The organism is Kitasatospora sp. NPDC058063 (genome assembly GCF_042885395.1).
GTDB classification, from domain to species: domain Bacteria; phylum Actinomycetota; class Actinomycetes; order Streptomycetales; family Streptomycetaceae; genus Kitasatospora; species Kitasatospora lactacystinica.
Genome location: NZ_JBHVSD010000013.1, coordinates 140,397 through 155,416 on the forward strand (window position 1 = coordinate 140,397; position 15,020 = coordinate 155,416).

The 15,020-nt window shown below is 76.1% G+C and carries 1 protein-coding gene; it reads left to right on the top strand.

The annotated features are described in order from the left end of the window. Positions 1–15,009 (top strand): type I polyketide synthase, encoded by a 15,009-nt coding sequence (locus ACFVUY_RS23505; protein WP_387732817.1) that lies wholly within the window; start codon positions 1–3, stop codon positions 15,007–15,009. Positions 15,010–15,020 lie beyond the last annotated feature (11 nt).

Here is a 15,020-nt window from a genome sequence, read left to right on the forward strand (position 1 = left end):
ATGTCCGACGACAAGAAGCTGCTCGACTACCTCAGGCGCGTCACCGCGGACCTCGGTGACGCCAGGAGGCAGCTGCGCGAGGCCGAGCAGGCCCGCCACGAACCGATCGCCATCGTCTCCATGGCCTGCCGCTATCCCGGCGGCACCGACACGCCCGAACTGCTGTGGGACCTGGTCTCCCGGGGCGCCGACGCGATCTCCGCCTGGCCGGTCAACCGCGGCTGGGACCTGGAGGGCCTCTACGACCCGGACCCCGAGCGGTCCGGCACCTCCTACACCCGCAACGGCGGCTTCCTGCACGACGCCGCCGAGTTCGACGCGGAGTTCTTCGGCATCTCGCCGCGCGAGGCCCTGGCCATGGACCCGCAGCAGCGGCTGGCCCTGGAGACCGCCTGGGAGGCGGTCGAGCGGGCCGCGATCGACCCCCGCACGCTGCGGCGCACCGGCACGGGTGTCTTCCTCGGGGCGATCGGCAACGGCTACGGCGCGGGTTCGCGCCACCTCCCCGAGGTCCAGGGCCTGCTGGACACCGGGACCGCGAGCAGCGTGGTCTCCGGCCGGATCGCCTACACCCTGGGCCTGGAAGGGCCCGCGGTGACCGTGGACACGGCCTGCTCCTCCTCTCTGGTCGCCCTGCACCTGGCGATCCGGGCCCTGCGGGCCGGCGACTGCACGCTTGCCCTGGCCGGCGGGGTGTCGGTGATGGCGACCCCCGACGCGTTCGTGGCGTTCAGCCGCCAACGCGCGCTGTCGGCCGACGGCCGCTGCAAGGCGTTCGGGGCCGACGCGGACGGAACCGGCTGGTCCGAGGGTGCCGGCGTCCTGGTGCTGGAGCGCTTGTCGGACGCGCGGCGCAACGGGCACCCGGTGCTGGCCGTCGTCCGGGGTTCGGCCACGAACCAGGACGGTGCGAGCAACGGACTGACCGCGCCGAGCGGTCCGTCGCAGCAGCGGGTGATCCGGGCGGCGCTCGCGGACGCGGGCCTGTCGGCGTCCGAGGTGGACGTGGTGGAGGCGCACGGCACCGGCACCACCCTCGGCGACCCGATCGAGGCGCAGGCCCTGCTGGCCACCTACGGCCAGGGGCGGCCCGCCGAACGGCCTTTGTGGCTGGGCTCGTTGAAGTCGAACATCGGCCACACCTCGGCGGCGGCCGGAGTGGGCGGCGTCATCAAGATGGTGCTGGCGATCGAGCACGGCGAGCTGCCCAGGACCCTGCACGCGGACCGGCCGACGCCCATGGTGGACTGGTCGTCGGGAGCCGTGGAAGTCCTCTCCGAGGCCCGCGCCTGGGACGACACCGGACGCCCGCGCCGGGCGGGCGTGTCCGCCTTCGGCGTCAGCGGCACCAACGCCCACCTGATCCTGGAACAGGCCCCGGCGGAGGAAGCCGAACCGGTGGCCGACACCGCGGCCGGCGGCGACGCGTACCCGCTGCCCTGGGTGCTGTCGGGGCGTACCGACGAGGCGCTGCGCGACCAGGCGGCCCGGCTGCTGGCGCACCTGAGCGCCGACCCCGCACCCCTGCGGGCCGCCGACACCGGCCGCGCCCTCGCCCTCACGCGGACCGCCTTCGAACGGCGCGCCGTGGTGGTGGGCACCGACCCGGACCGGCTGCTCGACGGCGTGAAGGCGCTGGCGGAGGGCCGCTCGGTGCCGGGGCTGGTACAGGGCGACGGTGTGTCCTCGGGCCGTTCGGTGCTGGTGTTCCCGGGTCAGGGTTCGCAGTGGGTGGGGATGGCCGCGGAACTGCTGGCCGGATCGGCTGTGTTCGCGGAACGGATGGCCGAGTGCGAGCGGGCTCTGGCGCCTTACGTGGACTGGTCGTTGGCGGAGGCGCTGGGTTCGGAGGCGCTGCTGGCGCGGGTCGATGTGGTGCAGCCGGTGCTGTGGGCGGTGATGGTGTCGCTGGCGGAGGTGTGGCGCGCGTTCGGCGTCGTTCCGGACGCGGTGGTCGGCCACTCCCAGGGCGAGATCGCCGCGGCCGTGGTGGCGGGCGGTCTGAGCCTGGACGACGGGGCGCGGGTGGTCGCGCTGCGTTCCCGTGCGGTGGGTGCGCTGGCGGGCCGTGGCGGGATGGCGTCGGTTCCCCTACCGGTGGAGACGGTGCGGGAGCGGATCACGGGCCGGTTGTCGGTGGCGGCGGTGAACGGTCCGTCGTCGACCGTGGTGTCGGGTGACGCGGACGCGGTGGCGGCACTGGTCGAGGACTTGGTCGGGGAGGGGGTGCGGGCGCGGTTGATCGAGGTCGACTACGCGTCGCACTCCGCGCACGTCGAGGAGGTCCGCGAGCAGCTGCTCTCCGACCTGGACGGCATCGCACCCCTGTCCGGCACGGTGCCGTTCCTCTCGACGGTGACGGGCGGCTGGCTGGACACGAAGTCCCTGGACGCCGAGTACTGGTACCGCAACCTGCGGGAGACCGTCGAGTTCGAGCAGGCCACGGCGGCGCTGCTGGGGGAGGGCTTCCGGTTCTTCGTCGAGTCCAGCCCGCACCCCGTGCTCACCTTCGGCGTCCAGCAGACCGCCGACGCGGCCGACACCGCCGGCTCCGCGCAGGGCCCCGCCGTGGTCGTGGGCACGCTGCGGCGCGGCGAGGGCGGCCCCGACCGCTTCCTGACGTCCCTGGGAGAGGCCCACGCGGGCGGCCTGTCGCCCGACTGGGACCGGGTGTTCGCCGGACACCGTCCGGACGGCATCTCCCTGCCCACCTACCCCTTCCAGCGTCGCCCGTACTGGCTGGAGGACACCGGCCCCGCGGCGGGCGGTCCTTCCGGAACGTCCTCGGACGGCGACGACTTCTGGGAGGCCCTGGGCGGAGGCGACCTGGACCGGTTCACCACGACCCTGGGGGTGACGCCCGAGGACCCGCTGAACGTGGTGCTCCCCGCGCTCGCCACCTGGCGCACCGAGCGCACCGAGCGTTCGGTGGTCGACTCCTGGCGCTACCGCGTGACCTGGCGAGCCCTGCCCGAGGGTCCCCCGGTCGCACTGGACGGCAACTGGCTCGTGCTGTCGTCGGACGGTTTGCCCGAGGACGGGGTGCGCCGATCGGAGACGACCGTCCAGGTCATGGAGCAGGCCGGGGCTTCGGTGGTCCACCTACGGATCGCCGAGGCGGAGGCCGACCGCGCCGTGCTGACCGACCGGGTCCGCGCGTCCCTCGACGCGCTGCCCGGCCCGGTGACGGGAGTGCTGTCGCTGCTGGGCCTCGACGAGCGCCCGCACTCGGCGCACCCCTCCGTCCCGCTGGGCGCCGCGCTCAACCTGGCCCTGGTGCAGGCCCTCGGAGACGCCGGGATCGACGCGCCCCTGTGGTGGGCGACCCGGGGTGCGGTGTCGGTCGGGGGCACGGACACCGGGAGCGCGGTCAGCGCCGCGCAGAACCTGCTCTGGGGTCTGGGCCGGGTCGCCGCGCTGGAGTTCCCGCAGCGCTGGGGCGGTCTGATCGACCTCCCGGAGGTCCTGGACACGGACACCGCCCCGCAGCTGTGCCGGGTGCTGGCCGGCGGCGCCGGGGACGAGGACCAGGTCGCCGTACGGGCCACCGGCTGCCACGGCCGGCGGCTGGTCCGGTCCGCCCTGGGCGACACCGCGCCGCGGCGCAGCTGGCGGCCCGGGGGCACCGTGTTGATCACCGGCGGCACCGGTGGGATCGGCGCGCAGATCGCGCGCTGGCTGGCCCGGCGGGGAGCCGGGCACCTGGTGCTGGTCAGCCGGCGCGGCACGGATGCGCCGGGTGCGCCGGAGCTCTCCGAGGAACTGGCCGCCCTCGGCACCCGGGTCACCCTGGCCGCGTGCGACGTCGCCGACCTGGAGGCCCTGCGCGAGCTCAAGGACGGCCTCGAACAGGACGGCCACCGGATCAGCACCGTCTTCCACGCCGCAGGGGCCGGGCTGCTGGTGCCACTGCCCGACACCGACGCGGACGAGTTCGCCGACACCTTCCACGCCAAGGTCGGCGGGGCCAGGAACCTGGACCTGCTCTTCGACCGGGACACGCTCGACGCGTTCGTGCTGTTCTCCTCCATCTCCGGGGTGTGGGGCAGCGCCGTCCACGGCGCCTACGCCGCCGCCAACGCCTACCTCGACGGCCTCGCCGAGGACCGCAGGAGCCGCGGCCTCGCCGCGACCTCCGTGGTGTGGGGCATCTGGAGCCCCGAGGGCGGGGCCGGCGGGATGGCGGCCGAACTGGCGGAGGAGACCCTGCGCGGCCACGGCGTGCTCTTCATGCCGCCCGCGGTCGCGATCACCGGGCTCCAGCAGGTCCTGGACCACGACGAGACGGTGGTCGTGGTCGCCGACATCGACTGGGACCGCTTCGCGACGGTCTTCACCTCGGCCCGCCCCAGCCCGTTGATCGGGGAACTCCCCGAGGTGCGCACCGCGCTGGCCGCCGAGCCGGAGACCGGCGGGACCGGGGCCCAGGGAACGCCCTCGGCGCTGCGCGACCGGCTGGAGCCGCTCCCGGCGGCCGAGCGGACCCGGGTGCTGGTCGACCTGGTCCGGACCCACGCGGCCGCCGTTCTCGGCCACGACTCGCCGGACGCGGTCGCCCCCGGCCGTGCCTTCCGCGACCTGGGCTTCGACTCCCTGACCGCCGTGGACATGCGCAACCGGCTCAACACCGCCACCGGCCTGCGGCTTCCGGTCACCGTCGTCTTCGACTACTCGTCGGCGACCGCGCTGGCCCGGCGCCTGGAGACCGGGCTGCTGGGCGCCGCCGAGGAGCCCGCCACCGTCCGGCCGCTCCCGTCGTCGGCACCCGCCGCGGACGACGACCCCGTCGTGATCGTCTCCATGAGCTGCCGCTACCCCGGCGGCGTCCGCAGCCCCGAGGACCTGTGGCGCCTGGTCGCCGACGGACGCGACGCCGTCTCCGGGCTGCCGTCCGACCGGGGCTGGGACCTCGACGCGCTGTACGACGCGGACCCCGACCGGCCCGGCCGGAGCTACGCCGCCGCGGGCGGATTCGTCACGGACGCGGACCGGTTCGACCCCGGGTTCTTCGGGATCTCGCCGCGCGAGGCCCTGGCCATGGACCCGCAGCAGCGACTGCTGCTCGAAACCTCCTGGGAGGCGATCGAGCGCGCCGGCATCGACCCGGCGTCCCTGCACGGCACCCCGACCGGCGTCTTCGCCGGCGCCTCCTACCAGGGCTACGGCGGCACCCTGCGCGACGTCCCCGAGGAACTGGAGGGCCTGTTCATCGCGGGCATCTCCACCAGCGTCCTGTCCGGGCGGGTCGCCTACCAACTCGGCCTCCAGGGGCCCGCGGTGACCGTGGACACGGCCTGCTCCTCGTCCCTGGTGGCGGTCCACCTCGCCGCGCAGTCGCTGCGCTCGGGCGAATGCGCGCTGGCCCTGGCGGGCGGCGCCACGGTGATGGGCACCCCGCTGTCGTTCACCGGCTTCAGCCGGCAGCGCGGGCTCGCCGAGGACGGGCGCTGCAAGTCCTTCGCCGCCTCGGCGGACGGCTTCGGCATGGCCGAGGGCGTGGGCCTGCTGCTCCTGGAACGGCTCTCGGACGCCCGCCGCAACGGCCACCCGGTGCTCGCGGTGCTGCGCGGCTCGGCGATCAACCAGGACGGTGCGAGCAACGGGCTGACCGCGCCCAGCGGCCTGGCCCAGCAGCGGGTGATCCGCGACGCGCTGGCGAACGCCGGGCTGACGGCCGCCGACGTGGACGCCGTCGAGGCGCACGGCACCGGCACCCGGCTGGGCGACCCGATCGAGGCCGACGCGCTGCTGGCCACCTACGGCCAGGACCGGCCGGCCGACCGGCCGGTGCGGCTCGGGTCGCTGAAGTCGAACATCGGGCACACCCAGGCCGCCGCCGGGGTCGGCGGCATCATCAAGATGGTGCTGGCGATGGGGCACGGCGAGCTGCCGCGGACCCTGCACATCGACCGGCCGTCCCCGAACGTCGACTGGACGGCGGGCGCCGTCGCCCTGCTGACCGAGGCCGCCCCCTGGCCGGAGACGGGACGGCCGCGCCGGGCGGGCGTGTCCTCGTTCGGCCTGAGCGGCACCAACGCCCACGTCGTCATCGAGCAGCCGCCCGCCGAGCCCGAGCCCGAGCCCGAGCTCGTACCCGTACCCGCGCCCGTACCCGGGGCGTCCGCCGTCCCGTGGGTCCTGTCCGGGCGGACCGCCGAGGCGGTGAAGGCCCAGGCGGAGCGGCTGCACGCGTACCTGACGGAGCACCCGGAGCTGTCGTCCGTCGACGTCGGCCACTCCCTGGCCACCACCAGGACCGCCTTCGAGCACCGCGCAGCCGTCGTCGGTGACGACCGCGCGGCCCTGCTGGGCGGCCTGGCCGCGCTGGCCGCGGGAGACCGCGCACCCGGCCTGGTCGAAGGCGCCGTCGCCCGATCGGCCCGGACCGTCTTCGTCTTCCCCGGCCAGGGATCGCAGTGGGCCGGCATGGCCCGGGAACTGCTCGACCACGCCCCGGTCTTCGCCGACCGGATCGCGGCCTGCGCACGCGCCCTCGCCCCGCACCTGGACTGGTCGCTGCTCGCCGTCCTGCGGGACGAGCCCGACGCGCCCCCGCTGGACCGGGTGGACGTGGTGCAGCCGGTGCTGTGGGCGGTGATGGTGTCGCTGGCCGAGCTGTGGCGGGCGCACGGGATCGTCCCGGACGCCGTGGTCGGACACTCCCAGGGGGAGATCGCCGCCGCCTGCGTGGCCGGCGCGCTCTCGCTGGACGACGCGGCCCGGATCGTCGCCCTGCGCAGCCGGGCCCTGCTGGCCCTGACCGGACGCGGCGGCATGCTGTTCGTGCCGCAGCCGGTCGAAGCCGTCCGCGAAGCACTGTCCGCCCACGACGGGGCACTCGACGTCGCCGCGGTCAACGGGCCGACGTCGGTGACGGTCTCCGGCGACCCGGCGGCACTGGAACGACTGCGCGAGCAGTACTCCGAGGCGGGCGTCCTGGCCTGGCCGGTCCCCGGCGTGGACTTCGCCGGGCACTCGCCCCAGGTGGAGGAGCTCCGGGAGGAACTGCTCACCCTCCTCGGCGGCACCGCGCCGCGGACGTCCGACATCCCGTTCTACTCCACGGTCAGCGGCGGCCCCGTGGACACCCTGGGCCTGGACGCCGCGTACTGGTACGAGAACCTGCGCCGGCCGGTCGAGTTCGGACGGGCGGTCGAGGCGCTCATCGCCGACGGACACCACACCTTCGTCGAGTGCAGCACCCACCCCGCGCTGACCGTCTGGCTCCAGGAGGCCGTCGAAGCGGCCGGAGCCGGCGACGGAGCCGTCGTCGGCACCCTGCGGCGCACCGAGGGCGGCCCCGGCCGCTTCCTCTCCGCGCTCACCGAACTCCACGTCCGCGGACTGCCGGTGGACTGGGGCACGGTGTTCGCCGGAACCGGCGCGCGCAAGCGGCCCCTGCCCACCTACGCCTTCCAGCAGCAGCGCTACTGGCTGGACACCACCCCCGGCCGCCCCGCCGACGCCCTGACCGGCGCCGACGCCACGACCGGCGCCGGCCCGGCCGACTCCGGCTTCTGGGAGGCGGTCGACCACGGGGACCTGGACGCTCTCGCCAGCACCCTGCGGGTCGAGGACGGGGAACTGAGGGCCTCCCTCGCCTCCCTGGTGCCCACCCTCGCCGAGTGGGCGCGCGGCCGGGCCGGCGACCGGACCGCCGACAGCTGGCGCTACCGGGTCGCCTGGAAGCCCCTTCCGGCACCCGAGCGGCCCCGGCTCACCGGCAGCTGGCTCGTCGTCGCCCCGGCCGGCGCCGCCGACGACCCGGCCGTCGCGTTCGCCGCGGACTCCCTGCGCGGACACGGCGCCACGCCCGTGCTGGTCGAGGCGGGCCCCGACGCGACCGACCGGACCCGGTTCGCCGCACTGCTCCGCGACGCCCACGACCACCCCGACGGGCCGCCCGCCGGAATCCTGTCACTGCTCGCCCTGGCCGAGGAACCGCACGGCGACGGATCGGCGCTTCCCCGCGGCCTCACCCTGACGGTCGCACTCCTCCAGGCCCTGGGCGACCTCGGCACCGACGCCCCGCTCTGGTGCGCCACCCGGGGCGCGGTGTCGGTCGGCCGCTCCGACCGGATCGACAGCACGCTCCAGGCCCTGGTCTGGGGCCTCGGCGGGGTCGCCGGTGTCGAGTACCCGCAGCGGTGGGCCGGCCTGGTCGACCTGCCGCGCCGGCTCGACGACCGGGCCGCGACCCGGCTCGCCGAAGCACTGACGAGCCCCGACGGCGAGGACCAGCTGGCGGTGCGCGCCACCGGCCTCTACGGCCGCAGGGTCGTCCACGCCGGACTCGGCGACACCGCCCCCGTACGCGACTGGACACCCGAGGGCACGGTCCTGATCACCGGCGGCACCGGCGGCCTCGGCGCCCAGATCGCCCGCTGGCTCGCCCGCACCGGCACCGCGCACCTGCTGCTCACCAGCCGGCGCGGCGCACAGGCCCCGGGCGCCGACGCCCTGCTGGCCGAACTGCGCGGACTCGGCGCCGCCGCCACCGCGGTGGCCTGCGACGTCGCGGACCGCGCCGCACTGTCCGAACTGCTCGCCGGCATTCCGGCCGAGCGCCCGCTGCGCGCCGTCCTGCACACCGCGGGCGTCCTCGACGACGGGGTGATCGACTCGATCACCCCCGAACGCGCGGCCGGCGTCCTGCGCCCCAAGCTCGACGGCGCACGCAACCTCGACGAGCTCACCCGTGAACTCGACCTGACCGCCTTCGTGCTGTTCTCCTCGCTCGCCGGCACGCTCGGCGGCACCGGCCAGGGCAGCTACGCCGCCGCCAACGCCTACCTCGACGCCCTGGCCCGGCAGCGCCGCGACCTCGGACTGCCCGGCACCTCGGTGGCCTGGGGCCTGTGGGGCGGCGACAGCCTCGCCTCCGGAGCGGTCGCCGAACGGCTGATCCGCGACGGCCTGCCCGCCATGGATCCCGCCACGGCCACGACCGCGCTGCGCCAGGCCCTCGACCACGACGAGACGGCGGTCCTCGTCGCCGACTTCGCCTGGGACCGCTTCACCCGGGCGTTCACCGCGCTCCGGCCCAGTGCCGCCCTCGGGGACCTGCCCGAGGTACGGGACGTGCTCGCCGCCGCGGGCGGGTCCCGGGGCACGGCCGACGGCGCCGAGCCGCCGGCCCTGCGGCTGGCCGCACTGCCCCCGGCGGAACGGGACCGGGCCCTGCTGGACCTGGTCCGCCGCGAGGTCGCCGCCGTGCTCGGCCACCCGGGGCCCGAGGCGGTGGGACCGGACCAGGCGTTCAAGGAGATCGGCTTCGACTCGCTGATCGCCGTCGAACTGCGCAACCGGCTCGCCGCAGTCACCGGCCTGCGCCTGTCGGTGACCCTGGCCTTCGACTACCCCACGGCCACGGTCCTGGCAGGACACCTGCGCACCGAACTGCCGGGGGCGCCCGCCACGGAGACGACCGACGCTCCCGGGCAGAGGCCCGCGGCCGCCGCGGTGCCCGAGGACGAGGCGATCGCCGTGGTCGGCATGAGCTGCCGCTACCCCGGCGGCGTCAGCACCCCCGAGGAGCTGTGGGAGCTCGTCGCGGGCGGACAGGACGCGATCACCGGCTTCCCCACCGGACGCGGCTGGGACCTGGACGGCCTCTACGACCCGGACCCGGACCGGGTCGGCAGCACCTACGCGCGGGAGGGCGGCTTCCTCCACGACGCCGACCGCTTCGACCCGGCCTTCTTCGGGATCTCCCCGCGCGAGGCGCTGACCATCGACCCCCAGCAGCGGCTGCTGCTCGAACTCTCCTGGGAGGCGTTCGAGCGGGCCGGCATCGACCCGCTGTCACTCAAGGGCAGCGCGAGCGGCGTCTTCGTCGGATGCAGCCACCACGACTACGGGTCGCGCGTCACCGAACCCTCCGAAGAGTTCGAGGGCTACCTCGGCATCGGCAGCGCGGGCAGCGTGGCGTCCGGGCGGATCTCCTACAGCCTCGGCCTCGAAGGGCCCGCGGTGACCGTCGACACGGCGTGCTCCTCGTCGCTGGTCGCGGTCCACCTCGCGGCCCGGTCGCTGCGGGCCGGCGAATGCTCGCTGGCGCTCGCCGGCGGGGTGACCGTGATGTCGACACCGGGCGCGTTCGTGGAGTTCAGCCGGCAACGGGTGCTCGCCGAGGACGGCCGCTGCAAACCGTTCGCCGCCGCCGCCGACGGCACCTCCTGGGCCGAGGGCGCCGGACTGCTCGTCCTGGAGCGCCTCTCGGACGCCCGGCGCAACGGCCACCCGGTGCTCGCCCTCGTACGCGGCTCCGCCGTCAACCAGGACGGCGCCAGCAACGGCCTGACCGCCCCCAACGGACCGTCCCAGCAGCGGGTCATCCGGGCGGCCCTCGCCGACGCCGGACTGACCGCCTCCGAGGTCGACGCGGTGGAGGCGCACGGCACCGGGACCCGGCTGGGCGACCCGATCGAGGCCCAGGCACTCCTGGCCACGTACGGCCGGGAACGCGGCGCGCAGCCGCCGCTGTGGCTGGGGTCGCTGAAGTCGAACATCGGGCACAGCCAGGCCGCCGCCGGAGTCGCCGGCATCATCAAAATGGTGCAGGCCATGCGGCACGGGGTGCTTCCGCGCACCCTGCACGTCGACACGCCGACACCCCATGTCGACTGGTCGGCCGGCGCGGTCCGGCTGCTCACCGACGACACCCCGTGGCCGGAGAGCGGCCGCCCCCGGCGGGCCGCGGTGTCCTCGTTCGGAGTCAGCGGCACCAACGCCCACACCATCCTCGAACAGCCCACCGAACCGGCCCCGCCCGCCGCGCCCGCGCCGACCCCGGCGACCACCCCCGACACGCCCGCCCTGCCCTGGCTGCTCTCCGCCCGTGGCGCGGACGCGCTGCGGGAGCAGGCCGCCCGGCTGCTCCGGCACGTGGAGCAGGCCCCGACCCTCGCCGTCGCGGACCTGGGCCGCTCCCTGGCGCTGAACCGCAGCGCCTTCGAGTACCGGGCCGCCCTCACCGGTACGGACCGGCAGACCCTGCTCCAGGGGCTCACCGCCCTCGCCGCCGGCGAGCCGTCGGCGGACCTGGTGAGCGGTGTCACCGGCCCGGCCGCGAAGACCGCCTTCCTGTTCCCCGGCCAGGGCAGCCAGCGCACCGGGATGGGCGCCGAACTGTACGCGCGGTTCCCGGTCTTCGCCGACGCCTTCGACGCGGTCTGCGCGGAACTCGACCCGCTGCTCGACCACCCGCTGCGGGAGGTGATCGACGCGGCCCCCGGCGACCCCGGCCACGGCCTGCTGGACCGCACCGAATACACCCAGCCCGCCCTGTTCGCCCTCGGCGTCGCACTCTTCCGCCTCGTCGAGCACTGGGGCGTGCGTCCCGACCGGCTGCTCGGCCACTCCGTGGGAGAGCTGGCCGCCGCCCACGTCGCCGGGGTGTTCGCGCTGCCCGACGCCGCGAGGCTGGTGGTCGCGCGGGGACGGCTGATGCAGGCCCTCCCGGCGGGCGGCGCGATGGTCGCCCTCGCCGCCGGGGAGGAGGAGGTGCTGCCGCTGCTCGCGGGCCGCGAGAGCGCCGTCGGCCTCGCCGCGGTCAACGGCCCGGCCTCGACCGTGATCTCCGGCGACGCGGCGGTGGTGGACGAGATCGCCGCCGTGCTCGCCGCGCGCGGCCGCAAGACCCGACGGCTGCGGGTCTCCCACGCCTTCCACTCGCCCCTCATGGAGCCGATGCTCGCCGAGTTCCGCGAGGTCGCGGCCCGGATCGTCCCGGGGGAGGCCGCCATCCCCGTCATCTCCGACCTGACGGGCGAGCCGGCCACCGCCGAGCAGCTCGGCTCACCGGACTACTGGGTGGAGCACGTGCGCGGCACCGTCCGCTTCCAGGACGGCGTACGCCACCTGGAGCGCGACGGCGTCACCGCGTTCCTCGAACTCGGACCCGACGGCGCGCTCACCGCCATGGGCCAGGACTGCCTGACCGGCGCCACCGGCAGCCCCGTGCTGGTGCCCCTGCTGCGCAAGGACCGGCCCGAAGCCCCCGCGGCGACGGCCGCCCTGGCCCGGCTGCACGTCACGGGCGTCCCCGTGGACTGGAACGCCGTCCACTCCGGCGGCCCGTCCCGCTCCGCCGTCGACCTGCCGACCTACGCCTTCCAGCGCGGCAGCTACTGGCTGCCGGCCGGCCCGGCCAGGGCCGGCCTGCCCGCGGCCGGACTGCTGACGGTCGACCACCCGCTGCTCGGCGCCGGAACGGAACTCGCGGACTCCGACGGCTTCCTGTTCACCAGCAGGTTCTCGGTCCGCAGCCACCCCTGGCTGGCCGACCACGGCGTCTACGAGGGCGTGCTGTTCCCCGCCACCGCGTTCCTGGAACTCGCGGTCCGGGCGGGCGACCAGGTCGGCTGCGACCAGGTCGAGGAACTGACGCTGGAGGCGCCGCTGGTGCTCCCGGCGGGCGGAGCCGTCACACTCCAGCTCACCGTCGGAAGCCCGGACGCCTCCGGCACCCGCCCGCTGAGCGTCCACGCCCGGGCCGCCGACGACGGCCCCGACGCCCCCTGGACCCGGCACGCGAGCGGCCTGCTCGGCTCCGCCGCAGCCCCCGAACCGGCGGACCCGGCGGACCCCGAGGCGTGGCCGCCGCCCGGAGCCGTCCCCCTCGACACGGAAGGCCTGTACGACCGCTTCGCGGGCGGCGGATTCGCCTACGGCCCCGCGTTCCAGGGCCTGCGCGCGGCCTGGCGGCTCGGCGACGAGGTGTACGCCGTCGCGAGCCTGCCGGAGGAGCAGCAGCCGGACGCCGCCGCGTTCGGCCTGCACCCGGCCCTGCTCGACGCCGCCCTGCACGCGCTGGTGTTCGACGTACTGGAAGGACCCGGGCAGGGCTGGCTGCCGTTCTCCTGGAACGGGGTGCGCCTGCACGCCTCCGGCGCCACCGAACTCCGGCTGCGGCTGACCCCCACGGGCCGCGACGCCGTCGCCGTACGGGCGACCGACGCCACCGGCCGGCCGGTGGTCTCGGCCCGCTCCCTCGTCCTGCGACCCGTCACGGCCGACCGCTTCAAGGCCACCCGCGCCGGACACCACGAGGAACTGTTCCGCCCCGAGTGGCAGGCCCTGCCGGAGCGCGCCGCGACGGGCACCGCCTCCGGCCCGGAGTCCTGGACCGTGCTCGGCACCGGGACGCCCCTGCCCCCCGGCGCCGCGCCGCTCCCCGGCCGTACGGTCGCCGACTTCGCCGCGCTGTCCGCACTGCTCGACGCGGGCACCCCGGCGCCCCGGCTGGTCCTCGCCGCCTGCCCGCCCGTCCCGGCGCCGCCCGGCACCCTCCGCGACGCGGTCCACGACGGCCTCGGCACGGTCCTCGCCCTGCTGCGCGACTGGCTGGCCGACGAGCGCCTGACCGGCTCCAAGCTGGTCCTGGTCACCGCGGGCGCGGTCCCGGTGACCGGCGACGACGTCCCGGACCCGGCCCTGGCCGCGCTCTGGGGCATGGTCCGCTCGGCGCAGACCGAGAACCCCGACCGCTTCGTCCTGCTGGACCTGGACGCCCACGACACCCCGCCGGCCGTACTCGCCGAAGCCCTCGCCTCCGGGGAACCCCAGCTCGCGATCCGGGCCGGCGCCGTCCACGTCGCCCGGCTGGCCCGCGTACCGCTGGCCGCCGCCGGGCGCACACCCGGCTGGGGCGGCGACGGAACCGTCCTGATCACCGGCGGCACCGGCGCCATCGGCGCCCACGTCGCCCGCCACCTGGCCGCCGAACACGGCGTCCGGCACCTGCTGCTGACCAGCCGCAGCGGCCCCGCCGCCGACGGCGCGGCCGAACTCCTCGCCGAGCTCGCCGCGCTGGGCGCGCACGCCGAGATCGCCGCCTGCGATGCTGCCGACCGCGACGCCCTCGCGGCCCTGCTGGCCGCCCTGCCCCCCGCGCACCCGCTGACCGGGGTGGTGCACGCAGCGGGCGTCCTGGCCGACGGCGTCGTCGCCACCATGACGCCCGAGCAACTGGCCCTCGTCCTGCGCCCCAAGGTGGACGCGGCGGTCAACCTGCACGAACTCACCGCCGGCCTGGACCTGTCCGAGTTCGTTCTGTTCTCGTCCATCGCCGGCATCTTCGGCGGCATGGGCCAGGGCAACTACGCCGCCGCCAACGCCTTCCTGGACGCACTGGCCCACCGGCGCCGCGCCGACGGGCTGCCCGGCCGCTCCCTCGCCTGGGGCCTGTGGGCCAACAGCACCGGGATGACCGGCGGGCTCACCGAGGCCGACCTGCGACGGATCGCCCGGGGCGGGATCGTCGCCTTCGACCCGGCCCAGGGACTGGCCCTGTTCGACACGGCCGGCGCCCTCGACGAGCCGGTCGTCCTCCCGCTGCGGCTCGACACCGCGGCCGTCCGCGCCCAGGCCGGCGCCGGCGGCGTCCCCGCCCTGCTGCGCGGACTGGTGCGCCCCGGCGCCCGGCGCGGCGCCGCGGGCCCCGCCGCCGGCGCCGGCCCCGACGGGCCGGACGCCCTGAAGCAGCGCCTGGCGTCCCTCAACGACACCCAGCGCGGCCGGGTCCTCCTCGACCTGGTCCGCTCCCACGCCGCCCTGGTGCTCGGCCACAGCGGTCCGGCCGCGGTCGATCCCGGACGCGGTCTGCTGGAGGTCGGCTTCGACTCGCTGACCGCGGTGGAACTGCGCAACCGGCTGCGCGCCGCCACCGGCCACCCCCTCCCGGCCACCCTGCTCTTCGACCACCCCACGCCGACCGCGATCGCCGGACACCTCGCCGCCGAACTCGTCCCCGAAGGCGGGCCCGGCCCGGTCCCCGGCCTCGCCGAACTGGACGGCCTGGAAGGCGCCCTCGACGGCGCCCTCGACGACCCGGCGGACCGCGAACGGCTCGCCGACCGGCTCCGGGAACTCCTGCGCCGCGTCGACCCGGCGGCCACCGCGGCCGACGGCGACGGCACGGCGGCCGACTCCATCGAGGACCGGATGGACGGCGCCAGCGACGACGAACTCTTCGACCTCATCGACAACGAACTCGGCCTGTCATGACACCGACCCGA

Excerpts from the sequence above, each read along its gene's own strand:
- ACFVUY_RS23505 (WP_387732817.1), top strand. The coding sequence starts at position 1 with ATGTCCGACGACAAGAAGCTGCTCGACTACCTCAGGCGCGTCACCGCG.